15 protein-coding genes and 2 pseudogenes are annotated in these 16,534 nt (G+C 68.8%); 8 read left to right on the top strand and 9 right to left on the bottom strand.

Features of this window, described 5'->3' with window-relative positions:
• Positions 1-428: 428 nt before the first annotated feature.
• The 3 genes and pseudogenes from QFZ74_RS30210 to QFZ74_RS30200 form a co-directional block, all read right to left on the bottom strand.
• Positions 429-1,238 (bottom strand): annotated as a pseudogene (locus QFZ74_RS30210) (IS5 family transposase); the annotation flags it as partial.
• Positions 1,239-1,312: 74 nt separating this feature from the next.
• Positions 1,313-1,723, bottom strand: a complete 411-nt coding sequence (locus QFZ74_RS30205; RefSeq protein WP_307624374.1) for a RacP protein — start codon at positions 1,721-1,723, stop codon at positions 1,313-1,315.
• Between the two features lie 2 nt (positions 1,724-1,725).
• Positions 1,726-2,637: a DUF6192 family protein gene (locus QFZ74_RS30200; protein ID WP_307624373.1), complete on the bottom strand. Its 912-nt coding sequence runs from the start codon at positions 2,635-2,637 to the stop codon at positions 1,726-1,728.
• A 626-nt stretch (positions 2,638-3,263) separates the two neighbouring features.
• Here QFZ74_RS30200 and QFZ74_RS30195 point away from each other — a divergent pair.
• Positions 3,264-3,848 carry a GNAT family N-acetyltransferase gene (locus QFZ74_RS30195; RefSeq protein ID WP_307624372.1) on the top strand — a complete coding sequence of 195 codons (585 nt, stop codon included), beginning with the start codon at positions 3,264-3,266 and terminating at the stop codon, positions 3,846-3,848.
• A 94-nt stretch (positions 3,849-3,942) separates the two neighbouring features.
• Here the strand turns inward: QFZ74_RS30195 and QFZ74_RS30190 are convergent, their stop codons facing one another.
• From QFZ74_RS30190 to QFZ74_RS30175, 4 genes are all read right to left on the bottom strand, one after another.
• Positions 3,943-4,350, bottom strand: a complete 408-nt coding sequence (locus QFZ74_RS30190) for a hypothetical protein (protein ID WP_307624371.1) — start codon at positions 4,348-4,350, stop codon at positions 3,943-3,945.
• A gap of 242 nt (positions 4,351-4,592) precedes the next feature.
• Positions 4,593-4,784: a hypothetical protein gene (locus tag QFZ74_RS30185; protein WP_307624370.1), complete on the bottom strand. Its 192-nt coding sequence runs from the start codon at positions 4,782-4,784 to the stop codon at positions 4,593-4,595.
• 858 nt (positions 4,785-5,642) lie between these two features.
• Positions 5,643-6,392 (bottom strand): transposase family protein, encoded by a 750-nt coding sequence (locus QFZ74_RS30180; RefSeq protein WP_307624369.1) that lies wholly within the window; start codon positions 6,390-6,392, stop codon positions 5,643-5,645.
• Between the two features lie 390 nt (positions 6,393-6,782).
• Positions 6,783-7,238, bottom strand: a complete 456-nt coding sequence (locus tag QFZ74_RS30175) for a hypothetical protein (protein WP_307624368.1) — start codon at positions 7,236-7,238, stop codon at positions 6,783-6,785.
• Positions 7,239-7,476: 238 nt separating this feature from the next.
• Between QFZ74_RS30175 and QFZ74_RS30170 the strand changes: the two genes are divergently transcribed.
• A complete protein-coding gene (locus tag QFZ74_RS30170; protein ID WP_307624367.1) occupies positions 7,477-8,103 on the top strand; it encodes a hypothetical protein in 627 nt (208 codons plus the stop codon).
• On the top strand, positions 8,100-8,384 hold the full coding sequence (locus tag QFZ74_RS30165; RefSeq protein WP_307624365.1) for a hypothetical protein: 285 nt from the start codon (positions 8,100-8,102) through the stop codon (positions 8,382-8,384). Before QFZ74_RS30170 ends, QFZ74_RS30165 begins: the two co-directional genes overlap by 4 nt.
• Positions 8,385-8,458: 74 nt before the next feature.
• On the opposite strand, the pseudogene QFZ74_RS30525 reads toward QFZ74_RS30165, so the two are convergent.
• A pseudogene (locus QFZ74_RS30525) lies at positions 8,459-8,828 on the bottom strand (DUF6233 domain-containing protein); the annotation flags it as partial.
• Positions 8,829-9,326: 498 nt separating this feature from the next.
• Here QFZ74_RS30525 and QFZ74_RS30155 point away from each other — a divergent pair.
• The 3 genes from QFZ74_RS30155 (at position 9,327) to lexA (ending at position 12,500) form a co-directional block, all read left to right on the top strand.
• Entirely contained in the window at positions 9,327-10,664 is a 1,338-nt protein-coding gene (locus tag QFZ74_RS30155; protein ID WP_307624362.1) for a WD40 repeat domain-containing protein, read from the top strand.
• A gap of 205 nt (positions 10,665-10,869) precedes the next feature.
• Positions 10,870-11,751, top strand: coding sequence for a PIN domain-containing protein (locus QFZ74_RS30150; RefSeq protein ID WP_307624403.1), 882 nt, complete (start codon positions 10,870-10,872; stop codon positions 11,749-11,751).
• 77 nt (positions 11,752-11,828) lie between these two features.
• Positions 11,829-12,500: a transcriptional repressor LexA gene (gene lexA, locus QFZ74_RS30145; protein ID WP_307624361.1), complete on the top strand. Its 672-nt coding sequence runs from the start codon at positions 11,829-11,831 to the stop codon at positions 12,498-12,500.
• Between the two features lie 97 nt (positions 12,501-12,597).
• On the opposite strand, the gene QFZ74_RS30140 is transcribed toward lexA, so the two are convergent.
• A complete protein-coding gene (locus QFZ74_RS30140; protein ID WP_307624360.1) occupies positions 12,598-13,512 on the bottom strand; it encodes a DUF2690 domain-containing protein in 915 nt (304 codons plus the stop codon).
• A 196-nt stretch (positions 13,513-13,708) separates the two neighbouring features.
• On the opposite strand from QFZ74_RS30140, the gene QFZ74_RS30135 reads away from it, so the two are divergent.
• Positions 13,709-15,415, top strand: a complete 1,707-nt coding sequence (locus QFZ74_RS30135; RefSeq protein WP_307624359.1) for a peptidoglycan-binding protein — start codon at positions 13,709-13,711, stop codon at positions 15,413-15,415.
• A gap of 97 nt (positions 15,416-15,512) precedes the next feature.
• A complete protein-coding gene (locus tag QFZ74_RS30130) occupies positions 15,513-16,313 on the top strand; it encodes a peptidoglycan-binding protein (RefSeq protein ID WP_307624358.1) in 801 nt (266 codons plus the stop codon).
• Positions 16,314-16,534: the final 221 nt, after the last annotated feature.

Here is a 16,534-nt window from a genome sequence, read left to right as displayed (position 1 = left end):
GTCGGCTATCGATGTGGCGCCCACTCCAATGACCGCGCCCGTAACTGTGCCTAGAAGAGTCCCCCAATCCATCCCCTCAAGGTAACCCCTCCTCCGCGTGAGCAGTCGCGCAGTCCTTTGAACCTGCCAGAGTGATGGGAGGTGCTCAGATCTTTCTTATGCTCGGCCGTCATCATCTGCGGCAGCGGATCACCACACTCCCGGCAGTACCGCCGAGCGTCGCGCCACGCCCCACACGCTAGATCATCCAGGCCTACTAAGAAGCTGTGTCACATCCTCTTTCCGCAGGTCATAGGACATAGGGGTGAAGGGTGATCGTTCTTGCCGTTCGGTTCGGTGTCCATCCGACGTCGAACCGAACGGCAAATGAGAGATCGTCAGGCGGCTGCCGTGAGAGAGGCCGGGACGATCTTGTTTCGACGGTTCCGGCGGGTGAGTCGGCGGGTCATGAGGGTGATGAACGCCCACTGGATGTGGGCTTCGGCGTGGGACATGAGGCGTTCGTAGTCCCGCGAGTTGCGGCGGGCCCGCATCGTCCACGAATTCGACCGTTCAACCACCCAGCGCTTGGGTAGCAAGACGAAGCCCTTGGCGTCCTTGGGCCGGGGGACGACCTTGATGGTGATGCCGAGGGTGTCCTGTGCCCAGGTGGCGAACTCCTCGCCGCCGTAACCGTTGTCGGCCCAGACCAGGACGATTTCGGGGTGCTCGGCATGAAGGCGGGTCAGCAGAACGCGGGCCGCGTCGCGGTCCTGGACGTCGGCGGGCGTGACGAGGAGGTCGACGAGAAGGCCGTCCTGGTCGACCAGAAGATGCCGCTTCCTCCCGTTGATGTGCTTATTGGCGTCGTAGCCGCGCGTCGCTTTCGATACGGTCTCCGCGCCCTTGACGGATTGCGAGTCCACGATCACCCGGACCGGCCAGGGACACCGCCCTCGCCGCAGCCGCAACCGCCGGCGGAGCTGGTCGAGGATGCGCCTCAGGACGCCGCCCTTCGCCCAGCGGGCGAAATACCCGAACACCGTGCGCCACGGAATGCCGAAGTCAGCGGGCAGCGCCCGCCACTTCGCCCCGTTGTCGGTGATGTAGCGGATTGCGTCGACCACGCGGCGGCGGGGCCACTTCTCAGGAGCCCCACCCTTGGGGGTCTGGCAGGCGGGGGTGGGCAGGAGCCGTTCCAGCAGGGCCCATTCGAGGTCGCTGGTATCGGAGGGGTAGCGGTAGCGGGGCAGCGGCATGACGGGGCGCCGGGCCGCGACCTGAGGAAGAAGCCAACTGCCGGGCGGTCGCGGCCCGCTGCCTTTCCGGGGGTTCACTCCAGGTTGGCGAGGAGGTGCAGGGTGGACTCGATCGCGCCCATCTGCGCCATGACCGTGCGGATGTACGGGTCGTCGGGCTTCTTCTTCTGGTGCGGCAGGAGGATCCCAGCGATGAAGTTCTCCACCCGGTGATGGACGGACTCGAAGAACGCCCGCTCGTAGCCGATCCAGACCTCTGGCGCGTCGTCCAGCATCCGGTAGCCCCATGTCTTGTCCCAGGTCACCGGCGGGAGCCCCTTCGCTGCGGCGACCTGGCGCAGGTGCGCGAGCCCGGTGTGGACCTGGGCGCGGGTGCGCTCGGTGGCCGCCATCAGCTGGCCGATCGTCAGGCCGGCGGGACGGGCCTCCAGCAGGGCGGACAGAACGGCTTCGGCGTGGACGTGAGCGGGAACGCCCCGCCCCATCGCTACTCGCCCGAGCCCTTCAGCAGCTTCTGAAGCTGCTCGTCCAGGTCGACCTCGCCGCGGGTGACCGCGTTCTCGATCCAGTCCGCCGATGCCCGCACCCGTGCAAGGCCCCGCAGGATCGTCTCGCGTTCGGCGTCGTCGTAGGGCTCGCCGCGCAGGTTCGGCACGATCCTTCCGGCGGTGACGGTGAACTGCGTGCAGACCGCGACCAGGTCCATGAACTGGGTGTTGTGCTCCATGCGCCGCAGCTGGTCCAGCTGCGGGGCGGCTTCCTCCTGCCCGTACTGGACTTGCTGGCGGAACTGGTCGAACTGCGCCTCGTTCACGGCGTGCCTGGCCGTGTCGTCGGCCATGGCCTTCGAGGCGACCGCCGGGCGGCGCAGGAAGTCGGTGGCCACCCGCGCGGCCACCTGGTCGTCGGCGGCCAAGTCGTGGATCGCGTCCACCTTCTCCTGGACACTCTCGGGGGTGTCCACCTTCCAGCCGACGATCCGTTTCGCGCTGTCGTGCGTCCAGCGCGCGGGCCCGCCACGCGGATGGGGCGGAGGGTTGTCCACCGCCTCGAACCGCTCCTGTTCATCCGCGATGGAGGCGAGGATCTTGTGGATGGTGTGGGAGACATCCGCCCGCCGGTGTTCCTTCGGCCAGCGCGAGGCCACCCACCGATAGTCCCGGATCGTCGTGTAGGCGAGGCCGACGTCCTCGGCGAACAGGCGCAGCGCCTCGCTGACCGTGAACAGTTCATCGTTGCCCGACGGGTTGGAGCCGCCGTAGGAACGCATCGGCTCGATCTCCGTGGCCGCGTCCCCGAGCTGCCACTGGACGCTGCTCATCGTGGCGACCCAGTCCCGCCCCAGCTTGACCAGCTCGTCGTAGCGCTGCCGGATCACACTGCCGACCATCCCGGTCATCCGGACACCACCCTCACGAGCCCCGGGGACAACACCCTCGCGTGCCGTCAACTTGCCCTGGAAACCCGTCGCTTCGCACAATCCGACCGCCTCGCCCCGGGGGCAAGGGCGTACCGGCCCGGCGCTCGAAGCGGCCCCACCATCACCGAACGCGCAGGCTCACGCCCCGCTCTGCCGCGCGCGCCGCGCGTGCCAGGCCCGTTTGCGGCAGGCGGGAGAGCAGTAGACGGCCGAGGCGGGACGGTCGACTCCCACCGTCCACGACACCCCGCACTCCGGGCAGACAGCCTTCACACCGGCCTTCACCGCCTCGGTCCTCGACCGGGCCCGACGCATCCGCCGCCAGTGCCTCGAACGGCAAGCCGCCTCACAAAACACCGCCGTCGACTTGGCCTTCGGCATCAACGGCTCTCCGCATCCACGGCACAGCCGCGGCCCAGCGTCGTTTGCCGCAGTGATGGCCAGCCGCAGCCGGACACCCCGTTCTTTGCCCATATGGGCACCGTACGATGGCTGACCGCTCCCGCCCAGACGCGTCGTTTGCCGTTGATCGACGACAAACAGCAAGTCTCGGACGTGCGCCGAACGCCTCCTCGAATGGAGCGGGGCGCCACTAAAGTGCTGCGATGAACAATCAGTCTCTTGAGGGAACTGTTGCCCGCCTCGTCCCGTTATCCGTCGACCACGCCGAAGCTCTCTTTCCGTCGGCATCCGACCCTGAGGTATGGCGGTGGATGCCCCGGCCGCGGCCCACGTCGGTAGCCGAACTGCGCGAGATGCTCGGCAAAATGATCGCCGACCCCGCAAGGCGCTGCTTCGCAGTGCGACGCCGCGACGATGGCGCCGTGGTCGGGTCAACCAGCATCTACGAGCTCGACCTGGCCGAGAGACGCGCGGAGATCGGCGCGACCTGGTTCGACCGTTCCTGCTGGGGCGGCCCCTACAACGCCGAATCCAAACTGCTCCTGTTCGGCTACGCCTTCGACGATCTACAACTCGCTCGGTTGGCGCTTCGCACCGACAACCTCAACGTACGGTCCCAGCAAGCCCTCGCCCGCCTCGGCCTCGCGTACGAGGGAACTCTGCGAAGCCACATGCGACGCCAGGACGGCACCCGCCGCGACTCGATGTACTACAGCTTGCTCGCAGACGAATGGCCCACTGTCCGCGATGCACTACTGGCTCGAGTCGCCTCCAAGGCCACTGCCTGAACACACCTCTCCCGGCGCCTGCAGGCCAGGGGCTTGCCCCTGGCCTGCATCGAAAGCCCACTCCGCTTGTCATGCCAGGACCAGACACAGCTTCTCAGGACGCGGTGATGTAGGTGCGGCTGGCGGCCGCTTCCCCGCGGTAGCGGGCCACTCGGTCCCACGCCTTCATCCACTCCCGTACGTCTGCCGTACGCGTCACTCCGCAGGCGTGGATGAAGTGACCGAGGAGGTCCTTGGTGCAGTGCCGCGTCCCGTTGAGCACGGCGCCCAGGGTGCTGTGGGGCAGGAAGCTGCCTCCCCCTCCAGGGACGGCCGCCCTCTCCTCCAGGACGCGGAGCGAGGGCTGGCCTGCGGACAGACGCAGCTCCCGCATCGCCTGGAGAAGTTCACCGGGTTCGTTGATGTAGGGGACGGCGGGTGCCGTCCGGGGAAGCGCCGGGACCGTGATGCTGTGAACCTGCATCTTGGCCCGCGCCGCCTTGTCCCACAGCTTCCTCGCCATGGGGACAGAGCCCTGACAGGACTCCACGTAGGCCCGGACGGTCGCCCACGCGGGAAGGGAACAGCCCTTGTCCGCGCGGAACAACGTGCACTGGGAAACGGGAAGCCCCATCTTTACGGATGCATGCGCCATGCGGCTGTAGCTGAGGCCAGAGAGCTGGCGGAGGTCGGTAAGCCACTCCGCCAGCTCTCGCACGGCCTGATCAGCCGGGGCGCTTTTCGTGCGCCCCATCGCCGGACTCCTTACAGAGAACGACGATGGGGGAGCGACTGGATGAGCCGACGGACCAGCTCGATACCGAGCATGCCGCCGGCGCCCAGGGTGAGCGCCGCGGTCTCCACCGGCATCCCGAAGATGATGAGGCCGGTGAAAAGCACCAGCACGATCACCACGAGGATCGTGGGAATAGCGGGCAGGGGATAGCTGGGGCTCATCGGCCCCTCAACGCAGGCAGACGCCTGAGACGACTTCTTCACGGATGTCCTTCCGACTCGTTGCCACTCGACTGGCGTCGAAGCGATCCCCCGGCTTTGCCGAGCCAGGAAATCCGACACCTTCGGCCGATCCTTCCGCGATCGCAATGGAGCAGTCCAGACGCCTCGAGGCAGCCATTTCACTTCGTCCCAGGGCAAGTTGAAACGGTGAGCGCGATGTCCTTGCAGCTCACGGCGGTCGGACACCGGCGAAGCGGGCCTCCAGCCCTCCCAGTGGCAGGCGCTGTCCCGGATCCGCCGCGAGATCACCGTTGAATCGGGCCGCCCTCAGGTCCACACTCGGCTGCACGCACCACGGTCTGGCCTCACGTCGGTCCGTGCCGCAGATAAAGGAGATGTCGATGTAGGACGATGAGGGACCACGCCGCCCGCTGAGAGCATGGCCCAAGCCTGCCATTTTGCTTTCAGAAACGGCCGAGAGGTCTGTCTTTTTACTCTCGGTATCGCGCGCGGACGCATGCCCGTTTCCGGGTCAACGTTGTGGTCTCACCATGGCCTACTGCAGATATCTCCACCACGGTCGCCCTGGCCGTTGCCACTCGACACAACAGGGATGGTCGGCCTGTTGCCGCAGGACCGGCCGAGCAAGGGGGCAGAGGCCCTGCGCTCGTCACAGTCACAGAGGCGTCCTCGGCGGCATGCTGAGGACGCCTCAGTGCGTCCAGAGCGCTTCGGCCGTTCCTCCGCCCCCGGACAGCCGCCTCCCTCGGTGATGCCGCGCCCACTCAGCACCCACCAACCACCCCTTCCCGCCCCAGTTACCCCTGTTAGAACTAACGGGCCTTACATGGAGCTTCTTCAGCGTTGCCGCTCCAGCGTGAGGATGGCCTTGGCGATTGACGTCATGCGGTTGGGGCTGCACCGGGACCTGCGGAAGATCCGCCAGGACTTCAGCCTCGCGACGCCGCGTTCGACGGACGCTCGCGCTGCGGCCAGTGCCTGGTTGCGGGACTTTTCGGTGGGGGTGAGTTCCTGCAGGGGCCTGCGTTTGATGCCGGTGGTCAGCCATGGGCCGGCGCCCTGGTAGGCGAGATCGGCCAGGATGGGAACGCCTTGGCGTTCGCAGATCCGGATGATCCGGTGGGTGCGGGCGGCAGTCAGGTCATGGGTGCGGCCCGGCAGGGCGGGCGAGAGCCACAGCAACTGGCCGCCGGGGTCGGTGACGACCTGCACGTTCACGCCGTGGCGCCGGTGTTTGTGGGAGTAGTCGGCCCGGCCGTCGCCGACCCGGTCGCACTCGGCGAGGGTGCCGTCAAGCAGGACGAACTCGGGTTCGTGCTCGCGCAGCGTCTTCAGGAGGCCTGGTGCACGTTCGGCGAGCAGGTCGATGACCGCGCTGGTGTAGGCGTGGGCGGTGGACTCGCTGATCCCGAACCCGGCGGCGATCTTCGCAAGAGTGGTGTGCTCGCGCAGGTACACCAGTGCCACCATCGCGCGCTGGGACGGACGAAGCTTGCAGCGCCGGTCGCCCTCACGGGTGATGATCAGCATGGTGACCCACTCCACGAGTACATGCGGCAGGTCGAGTGCGGCAGCATGGATGACCAACGAGGCCCCCGAGCAACGTGATTGAGACGTCAGACATCTCGATCAACAGCCCGGGGGCCTCGCTCGTTGCGCTACACGGCCCATCACCCGATCGGTGGCCAACTCGAAGAGGCTCATGGCATGACGTGCGCCAGGCGCTCACCCCGTAACCCCAGCGGAGTGAGCGCCGCGCACGTTCGGGTGTCCTGCTGACGGCTTCCGCTACACCCTGGACGACCGGACGCCGGCGTGCGTGCACCCGCACAAGGTGGGGCTGGAGCCGGACCGGATCGCCCCGCCGCTCAGGACGGAGCCGAACGCTACGTCGCGGCGTAGTCGGTGGCGCTGGCCATTCCGCGGCCGGTAAGCCGATGGAGGCGCGCGAGCTGCGCGTCACCCCGTATTCACCAGTCAGCTCCGCCGGGGCTGCGGACCTTCCCCGAGTTCCTTGCGCAGCGGCGCAAGGTACCGGGTGCGCACGGTGTCCCACTTGCGACCCGTCAGGGACTCCAACTCCGGCTGGTAGCTCGGATCCTCAACGATCTGGCGGTCCGACCAGGAGGTGCGTACCTCCTGGGGCAGCGCGAGGTACCAAGCGCGTACCTGGCCCTTGACGACCTCGGTCTCCGGCCGTTCGTCCGCCTCGGGTTCGATGGGCGGCAAGTCTTCAGCAGCGCCTGCCGCCGTGGGCGGCGGGAGCAGCAGCCGCACCTCCTGCAGGACCTGGTCGACGTCGCCGCCCTCGCGCACGGTCCTGGCAGCCTGCTCCAGCGCGGCGGCCACCGAGTCGCGGTACTCGGCGTTCAAGCGCTCGGCTCGAGCACGGGCGGCCTGGAGTTTGGATATGGGGTCTTCAGAAGATCGCACGGGTTCAGGCTTTCATGCCCATGCCGCACGAGCGCCAGGCTCCCGGTCACGCACCGGCCCACCTGGCCCCACTTCCGGCGCCCCATGTCCGCGATTCGCGGACGCTGTTGAGGCGGACGCTCCCGTGGCGTGGCGCGCGGAAGGCGGGAAAAGTCGCACCGGACCCCCGGCGGTCCGGCTCGTTGACCAGTGCAGACGCGGCCACCTGCGGCTGCCGCGATGGGACGAGGTGAAGAGCATGCCCGAGGCGGTCACGCCGGAGGTAAGGGCCGCGCAGCGACGCGTCATCAGCACGGTACGGGTCTCCGGGGTGTTCAACAGCGACGGGCTCGCGCTGTGGCGGGAGACCGGATGTGGCGAGTGGAAGGCCACCGCCGCCGACCTCGGCCGAGACCTGGACCTGCTGGAGGTGCCGCACACGATCGTCACGGCCTTCCGCTTCCCGCTCGCCAACTCCCGCAGCAAGGCGATGCGGCGCGGGGAGGAGATCCGCATCGTGCGCAACGACCTGACGCACCTGACCCGGTGGATGCCCTCGCTGAAGGAAACGATCGGCGACATTCCCGAGGACTGCCCGGGCTGGCCCTTCCCCCTCTTCCGGCCCCGAGCGGACAGCATGGCCATCGTTGGCCTGGCGCTGTCGGCGGACTGGCCGCTCTGGTCGAAGAAGCAGGCCCGCGCCGCCCGGCTAGTCTGCGCGGAGTGCGACTGCGACCTGCGGGACCGCAAGGACAAGGACCGGCTGCCCTACGACATCCGGCTTCCGGAACAACTCAACCGGCGGCGGCTGGTGTGCGGGCGGTGCTGTGAGCACGGCGTCGATGAGATGGAGCGCCTGGCCCAGTTGGACGGAGACCCCTCGTGACCGGCCGCCAGGCCCTGCCTCCAGGCACGGACACCATGCTGATCGCCGAAGTAGTCGGTCTACTCAACTCCGCCGAACACTACCTGACGGCTGGCGCCGACGCCCGCCTGCACTACCTGGACAAGCGGGCCGCGCTGCACCGGCTCGTCGACGCCACCGGCTACGAGTCCTCCCGCTACCTCGCGCAGGACGCCGAGGACCGGGCCGCCGATGCTCGCGCGGCGGATGAGGCCATGGCCCGCGAGTGCAGCGCCCCGCCGCCCAAGCCCGGCCGGGTCTGAGCGGCACCGAGACATCGAGTTGCCCCCGTTCCGGGCGTGCCCGCGGTCCCTGCCCATGCCGTCTGACGTGCGGGTTACCGCTCGCCGAAGGTGCGGTCGAAGCCCTGGAGCATCGGGTCGAGTTCGGCTACGGCGCCGCACAGGGAGCACAGGCGGGTGCTCGGATGCTGGGCGGCGTCCAGGGCGTGCTCCAGATCCAGCACCGGCGCTCCGGCGGGTGCTTCCTCGCAGTCGACGGCGTGGACGACTCTCTGCCCGGGCCCGCGTCGGCCGCCCTGCTTCTGCAAGGACCCAGCCGGACGGCCGGCGGGGCCCGAGGATGCGTTCCTCCGGCGCCGGTGGCGGCAGCCGCGTGGTGGGGACGTCGTCGTACGAGACGCCGTCGATCGCCCGCACGTGGTCGGGGGCCTGTACCCACACGACGTACCAGGCCGGCTCCACACTGCCCTGGAACTGGTGGAGAGACAGTATTCCGAGGGTGTGCAATTCGGTCGTCAACTGCGAAGCGCCCTCCTGTGGCAGCAGGGCGCTTCGCAAGATAGAAGCCATTATCGACCGATAAGGGAGCGTAGGACCGGCACGCTGGCGCCCGCCCCCGTGAGGCCGGCTAGTACAGATGCTGCTACAGAGGCGCCGCTGAGCACAGTCAGTGCACCCACAGCGATGCCAATGATCGCCGCCGCCAGCAGTACGACACTGGTGTGCAGGGTCAAGAACGGCGGTTCCGAGCCGGGACCGCCTGCAGTGGGAGGGTTCGTGTTCATGTCTTCACCGTCACTGCATCGACGCTTCTGACCTGCATGAATGGAACAACACCGTCAAAGTCCGAACACGTCCGTACACGCCGATCACTGTTCAGTGTTGTTCGGCCGGATTCGGCTGCGCTTCGCGATAGTGCCTCTAACCTGCTGGTCACCGAACAGCTGAGACGGGGATGACAGCATGGCAGAACATCGCGATGCGAACCGCGATGACAACACCTATGAGGCGGCGCTTCAAGGGTTGGGAGAGGCACTCACCAACCTGAAGCGGCAACGGGGCGCGCCATCCTACGACCGGATCCGGGCCCGCGGATCGAAGCTACTGGGGGAGGGAAGCGCCAGTTCAAAAGCCAGTATGAGTGGTGTGTTCGCCGGGCGGCAGTTTCCAACCATGGATCGGCTTCTCTGGCTGGTTCGAACGGTGTTGTCCTATCAAGATGGTGAGGAAGGACGCCCGCCCCAACGCGACAACCCGATACTGGAGCCGTGGCGTGAACGCTGGCGCCAGATCGACGCTCTTCGGAAGGCGGCCCGGAGGCGATCCAGCACACCAGAGAGCGCGTCCGACCCTCTTAGCACTCAGCCACACTCCCGGTCGGAGAAGCAGTACTACCCGCTGCACCGTCCTCTCTTCAGCGGTCACCCCGTCCGCCACTTGGCGTTCTCGCCGCCAGAGGGACGCTGGCTCGCAACCAGCAGCGCGGACGGACGTGTGCGGCTGTGGGACACCGAGGTGCTCGCTGAGACGCGAGACCCGCGAACCGTGACCACCGGGCCTGTCACGGCGCTGGCGTTCTCGCCGCCTGATGGGCGGCTGCTCGCCGTTAGCAGCACTGGCCAGGTACATCTACATGAGGCAGAGACCGGGAAGCTGCAAATTGCCTTGCCTGGTCAGCGTCAGGTCACCGCCCTGGCGTTCTCGCCAGACGCACGACGTCTTGCTACCGGCGGCGAAGGAGGTGTTCGGCTCTGGGATGTAAACGACGGCGTCGTCGTGAGGACCTGTCAGGTTGACGATTCTGTGTCCGCTCTGGCGTATACGCCAGACCAGCGCCTGTTCATCACGACTGACGGAGGCGATTGCTACTTGTGGGATCCAGAGACTGACGCCAAGATCGCTGCCTCGTACAGCGAGGGGCCCGTTACGGCTATGGCGCTTTCGCCCGATGGGCATGTGCTCGCAACCGGCGACGGCGGAGCGACCTGGTTGTGGCTTGTAGCGGATGTAAGAACGCCCAACGACGGCGGCATGATTCTGAACCTGTACCTGGGCGGCGACCGCGAGCAGATCAGAGCGTTGGCCTTCTCTCCCGATGGCTGGCTCGCGATTGGATCAAATAGGGGAGTGCGACTCTGTGACACGACAATCGGGCGTGTAGACGCGTTCGGCGAGCATGAGGTGTACACAGGTGATCTCCTTGTTGATGACGACGTCACAGGTCTCGCTCTCTCGCCGAACGGACGGTTGCTCGCCGTCACAGTCGCGCACAGCAACAGCGTACGGCTGTGGAAGTCTTAACGCGGGCGTCCTGGGCCGTATAACCAGCGCGAACCGATCATGCGTTCAAACCGGTGGTGAGGCGGCCGACGCCACGCACGCGGCCGCCCGACACCGAGCCCGGAAGGACCGTGCCGAACGGTCGCCGGCTGCGGGGCGCCGGTGACCGACCGGCACCCGCACTGGCCGGGGGTTCTGGTCCCCGGCGAACGGTGCGAACAGCCCCATCGCCTTCTCCGTCACCCCGTACGTCGCCGCACACGTGCCCGGTGAGGTCGACAAGCACCTCGCCAAAGTGGCCGATCACCATGGGGTGACGGAACGTCAGGCGCGCCGCGTGCTCGACCAGCAGGTCCTGCCCGACCTTCGGGTAGTCGACCTGGAGATCCGCGACCACCTCTCCCCGGAGACCCGGCACCTCCTGCGGGTCGACCGGGACGTCCCACGGAAATACCGCGGCGACCCCGACGACGCGCCCACGATGGCGCTCGCGCAGTTCCTCGGGCCGTGCGTCATCGTCACCAACGACAGCGTCTTCTCCCGTTTCGGATTCGCCGTCATTGAGTGGATCCCCATCGCCCAGCGCGTGCTGCGCGTGGCCGGGCTCGAAGCCACCGCCGCGAACGCGCTGGTCCTCATCGAGCTCGCCCTGCGCCTGTTCGGTGCGGGCGCGCACCGCGTGGTGGCCCTGGCCGCACGCAACCCGCTGCCCGCGGCGCTCGCCGGCGGCGGCCTGCTGTGGTGGTGCTACCGCCGCGGCTACCTGGCCCGCGGCGACTGGCGGCGGCGTCTTGCCCGAGCGGGGGAGGCGGCAACGCCGCTGATGGAACTGGTCAGTGCCGGGAGGACCGAGCGCCAGCTGCTCCGCGACTCGCTCCTGGTGGTGGATCCGCCTGCCTATCCCACCACCGAGCAGCTGGCCGCGCGGTACCTCGCGCGTTGCGGCCGGCCCCTGACGCCCGGGAACCTGCGTGACGCGCTCGACCGGCGCGGCCACACGGTCTCCGCCGCGCAGCTGAAGCGGGACATGAGCGCCCACCGCGCTTTCGTCCGCGCGCCCGGCGACCTGTGGACCATCGGCCGCCCTGCACGGGAATGCCCGAGCTAGCCGAAACGGTGTTCCATAGCAGGAGATGGCGGGTTAAGGTCGCGACCTGGGAGAGATCTTGCACGGAAGGGCCCGGGGTGGAGAACAGCGCCACAGCGCGGCGGGGACGTCCCCCGGGCCGCCGGACCGTTGAAGGGGAGCTGACGATCCGCCAGGCTGCCATCGTCCGCTACATCACGCAGGCCGTCGACCGGCAGGGCTACCCGCCGACCATGCGGGAGATCGGCCAGGCCGTGAAGCTGTCCAGCACGTCCTCCGTGGCCCATCAACTGACGGCCCTCGAACGCAAGGGTGTCCTGTACCGCGACCCGCACCGGCCCCGTGCCTATCGAGTGCGGCCCTCCTGGGCGCCCGACCTGGGCAGCGCGGGCGAGCCACCGGCTGAGGTACCGCTCGTCGGGCGGATCGCGGCGGGCGCACCCCTGCTCGCCCACGAGGTGGTCGAGGACGTCTACTCGCTGCCCCGCCAAGTCGTCGGCGAGGGCGACCTGTTCGCCCTGACGGTCTCCGGTGACTCCATGATCGACGCGGCGATCTGCGACGGCGACATCGTGACGGTACGACGGCAGGACAGTGCGGACCACGGCGACATCGTCGCCGCGCTCCTGGAGGACGAGGCCACCGTCAAGGTGCTCCGCCGACAGGACGGGCAGGTATGGCTCGCCCCGCGCAATCCCGCCTACCAGCCGATCCCCGGCGACCAGGCGCAGATCCTCGGAAAGGTCGTCGGCGTCCTACGCCTGCTCTGAACAGGACCCAAGCCCTCCAGCGCGCCCGGCCGTTGGACTGCTGAACCGCACCATGCCCGGCCAGACCATCTGCAGTGGCTCGACGACCGCGGTGTCCTTAGCTCGGCGTGGCGGTGTGCGGTGTGGCCGGTTTGGTGGCGCAGATGGTGCCGCGGTCCTGGATGATCGCGCAGGCGCGGGCGTCCCCGGGGGTGCCGGCCGCCACCATGCTGGTGTGCGCGTCGTGTCCGTACTGCTGGCGGTATTCCTCGGCGTCGCCATGGCGGGGGGTGATGGTCACGCGGTCTCCGGCCGAGGTGTGGCTCATCTTGGCCCAGGCGGCGGCGCACCGGCTGCTGTAGCGGAGCTCGATGACCGCGCCGTACTTCTTGCCGATGTACGCGGTCACGGCGTCCTTGGCGCAGATCGAGTGGGCCGGATCCAGGGTGGCGCAGGCGGTGCCGTGGCAGCTGACCGTGGGGGTGGGCTCTACGGCGGGCGAGGCGGAAGCGGCGGGCGGCGCGGCCTGTGCGCCGGAGGGGTCGTTGGCGTTGGCGTTGATGGCCCAGAAGAGGAAGACGCCGCCGGCGACGGCGGCGCCGACGAGCCCTGAGACGAGCGGGACGGTTTTCCGGGCCGTGCTGCGACGGCTGCCCTGCGCGGGCGCGCCCTGTGCGCCGGCGGGCGTCGGGTGCGGCTGTTCCTCGGCGAGCTCGGGGACCTGCTGTTGGGCTGCCCATGCGGCGTCCCACAGGCTCAGGAGTTCCGCGCGGTCAACCGTACGGGGTGCCGCGTCGGCGAAGCTGGTGAGCGCGTCCCGGCGGGGCAGTCTGCCTTGAGTGGCCCAGCGGTTCCAGGTGCTGGCCGAGGCGGTGGTCCTGCGGCCCATCACGTTATAGGACCAGCCGAGCTCCGCCATGTAGCGGCGGATCAGGCTCAGCAGGTCCACGAGCTCCGGTGCAGGCTCGGCCGGCTCCACCGAGCCGTCCCGTGCCGTCTCATCGCGTTCTCCGCCCGTCCCGAACTGTCCCACAACGCCCCCGGTGGCATTGAAACGTGCTGGTCAGCGACCAGTACGTCCTGATCTGACCCAGTGTCACCCAGACTCTAGCGCTGGTACGGCGGGACGGTCATCTTCTCCTCTCGAGCGACGAGCTCATCCACAAGTCCGCCGCCTCGCCTCGGCTTTTACGGGCCGGGGCGCGGACGTGATCGAGAGGAACCGAACGGTGAAGAAGACCACCAAGAAGTCCGTGGGCTGGGCCGGCGCGGTATTGGCGAGCGGGGGGATGCTGTTCGCGGGCATGACCGTCCTGCCAGCCGACGCGGCCACCCCCGCGAGTTACAGCGTCAAGGGCGTGGACACCAGCCATCACAACCACAGCGGGGGTCGGGCGATCGACTGGAACAAGGTCCGCTCCACAGGGCAGGCGTTCATGTACGCCAAGGCGACCGAGGGCGCGGACTGGCCCGACCCCTGGTTCGGCCACGACCTCCAGGGCGCCCGGCAGGTCGGCATGCCGCACGGGGCCTACCACTTCTACGGCCGCACCCCGGGAGCCGACCAGGCCCGAAACTTCGTCCGCACGGTGAAGGCCGCCGGCTACACGGGCAAGCGCGCCGGTGAACTGCCGCCCGCGCTCGACCTGGAGCTGACGGCGAGCGCGAACTGCCCGGCCAACTTCAGCGCCGCCGGCGTCAGGGCGTTCCTGGACGTGATCAACACGCAGATGGGCGTCAAGCCGCTCATCTACACCAACAAGCCGTTCGTCGACCGCTGCATGCACGGCGACGGGTCGCTGTTCGCCGGGCACGTCCTGTGGCAGCCGCGCTACGAGAGCGGCTCGACGGAGCCAGCCGCCGTGCCGCGTGCCGGGCAGAGCTGGAAGATCTGGCAGTACACCGAGCACGGCACCGTGCCCGGCATCCCTTCGACGAAGGGGGTGGACCTGAACGTCTTCAGGGGCTCGCTCGCCGAGCTGCGCCAACTCGCGCACCTGGGCAGCGGTGGCGGGAGCACCACGCCTCCGCCCCAGCAGCCCGGCACGCCGGCGGTCACCGGGGCGCCGCTGCTCAAGACGCAGAGCCGCGGCACCGACGTCGTCACCGCCCAGGAGCTCCTGAAGGCCTCCGGCGCGCGGATCGACGCGGACGGGATGTTCGGCCCGGCCACCACGGCCGCCGTCCGGACCTTCCAGAGCAGCAAGGGCCTCAAGGCCGACGGCGTCATCGGCCCGCACACCTGGGGCGCCCTGCTGGTCACGGTCAAGGAGGGCAGCCGCGGCCCGGCGGTCAAGGCCCTGCAGCACCAACTGAAGGCCTCCGGCGCGCGGATCGACGCCGACGGCGTGTTCGGGCCGGCCACCACGGCCGCCGTCCGCGCCTTCCAGAGCAGCAAGCGTCTCCAGCCCGACGGCGTCGCCGGCCCGCGCACCTGGAGTGCGCTGCTCGCCGACCAGGGAGGCAACGGAACGACCGTCCCGGCGGGTAACGCCGTCGAGTTGGCGAAGCAGGTCCTCAAGACCCCCGGACTCACCTTCGCCCGCGCGCACTCGGAGACCCGGCACAGCGGTTCCACCGCGTACGCCAACATCGTGGACATGGCCGCCGGCCGCGGCGCGCTCACCAGCCCGCAGAGCCACGTCGGAGCCAAGCGCGTCCAGCTGGACGCCCGGATGCTCCGAGCGCTGCTCACCCTGCACGACAAGTACGGCTACCGGCTGAACATCTCCGAGTTCGTCGGCGGCGTGCACAGCAAGAACTCCCGGCACTACCGCGGCCTCACCTTCGACGCGAACGAGATCAACGGCAAGCACGTCGGCAGCGGCGCCCCGCACCGGGCACTGATGAAGGCCTGCTCCCAGCTCGGCGCCACCGAGGTCATCGGCCCGCCGTCCCCCGGCCACAAGACGCACGTCCACTGCGCCTGGAAGTAACCCCCTACCGCTGAGCTGGGGCGGACCCCATTGGTCCGCCCCAGCTCAGCAACACCCAACCCCTCGCCTCACCCCCACCCTCTTCTCCGGAGAAGCCATGGACCCCACACGGAACCCCCACCGCGCCGCGCCGCGGCGCCGACCTGCCGGAGCCGTCCGGCACCTGCTCGGCTGGCTCCGCCGCCGTCCCCTGCTCCTCGGCGTCAGTGCGGTCGCCGCGATCACCCTGACCGCCTCCGCCTACCAGAACGCCGAAGGACGAGCGGACACCGCACCGCCGGCGGCCGCCGCGCCCACCGCCGACGACTGCGCGCCGACCGAGTGCCTCCCGCCCACATACGACGACACCAGCACCGGCAGCACAGCCGAGACCACGCAGGACGACACGGGCACCGACCGAGCCGAAGCAGCGCCACCACCGACCGAACCTCCCGCCCCGTCCCGGCCTGAGAGGCATCAGCCCGGAACCGGGCCCCGAACGTGGCCCCTGGTCCGGTCCGGCACCGAAGGCGAGACCGTCGCCGCGATCCAGCTCCTGCTCACCGCCCACGGGTACCGCACCGACGCCGACGGCGCCTTCGGCCCGGCGACGACCGCCACCGTGACCTCCTATCAGCGCGATCGGTCCCTCACCGACGACGACATCGTCGGCCCGGACACGTGGCACGCTCTCATCATCAACATCCGTGCCGGTGACCGCGCTCCTGCCGTCCTGGCTGCCCAGCGCCTGCTGAACGCCCGCGGCTACCGCCTGGACGTCGACGGAGTCTTCGGCCACAAGACCACCCAGGCCGTGAGGACCTTCCAGGCTGACCGCCACCTCATTACCGATGGCGTCGTGGGCCCGGAAACCTGGTCGGCCCTCGTCAATGGTGCCCCGCACAAAACGAGCCGGTGAGGGTCGGCAGCCACAGGATCTCGTCGTACCCGGGCGCTAAGCCGCTGCACGGGCCCGCCCTGCTGCTCTGCGGGGCGGTCATACATGGCCGATCACCGCCTCACGCTGAGCGGCCGCGAGCGGTCACAGTGAACGGATGACCGATCCATCCGCTGCTCACAGCACATGGGTGCCGCACCGACGGTGGAACCAATGAGGGCTTGGCTCGCGTTTTCAGTGAC

The sequence above is a fragment of the Streptomyces sp. V3I7 genome, from assembly GCF_030817495.1.
Classification (GTDB): Bacteria; Actinomycetota; Actinomycetes; order Streptomycetales; family Streptomycetaceae; genus Streptomyces.
Note: the sequence above shows the minus strand (reverse complement) of the source record. Positions and strands in the feature narration are given on the sequence as shown.

Excerpts from the sequence above, each read along its gene's own strand:
- QFZ74_RS30155 (WP_307624362.1), top strand. The coding sequence starts at position 9,327 with ATGGCAGAACATCGCGATGCGAACCGCGATGACAACACCTATGAGGCG.
- QFZ74_RS30195 (WP_307624372.1), top strand. The coding sequence starts at position 3,264 with ATGAACAATCAGTCTCTTGAGGGAACTGTTGCCCGCCTCGTCCCGTTA.
- QFZ74_RS30130 (WP_307624358.1), top strand. The coding sequence starts at position 15,513 with ATGGACCCCACACGGAACCCCCACCGCGCCGCGCCGCGGCGCCGACCT.
- QFZ74_RS30205 (WP_307624374.1), bottom strand. The coding sequence starts at position 1,723 with ATGGGGCGGGGCGTTCCCGCTCACGTCCACGCCGAAGCCGTTCTGTCC.
- QFZ74_RS30200 (WP_307624373.1), bottom strand. The coding sequence starts at position 2,637 with ATGACCGGGATGGTCGGCAGTGTGATCCGGCAGCGCTACGACGAGCTG.
- QFZ74_RS30190 (WP_307624371.1), bottom strand. The coding sequence starts at position 4,350 with ATGGCGAGGAAGCTGTGGGACAAGGCGGCGCGGGCCAAGATGCAGGTT.
- QFZ74_RS30170 (WP_307624367.1), top strand. The coding sequence starts at position 7,477 with ATGCCCGAGGCGGTCACGCCGGAGGTAAGGGCCGCGCAGCGACGCGTC.
- QFZ74_RS30185 (WP_307624370.1), bottom strand. The coding sequence starts at position 4,784 with ATGAGCCCCAGCTATCCCCTGCCCGCTATTCCCACGATCCTCGTGGTG.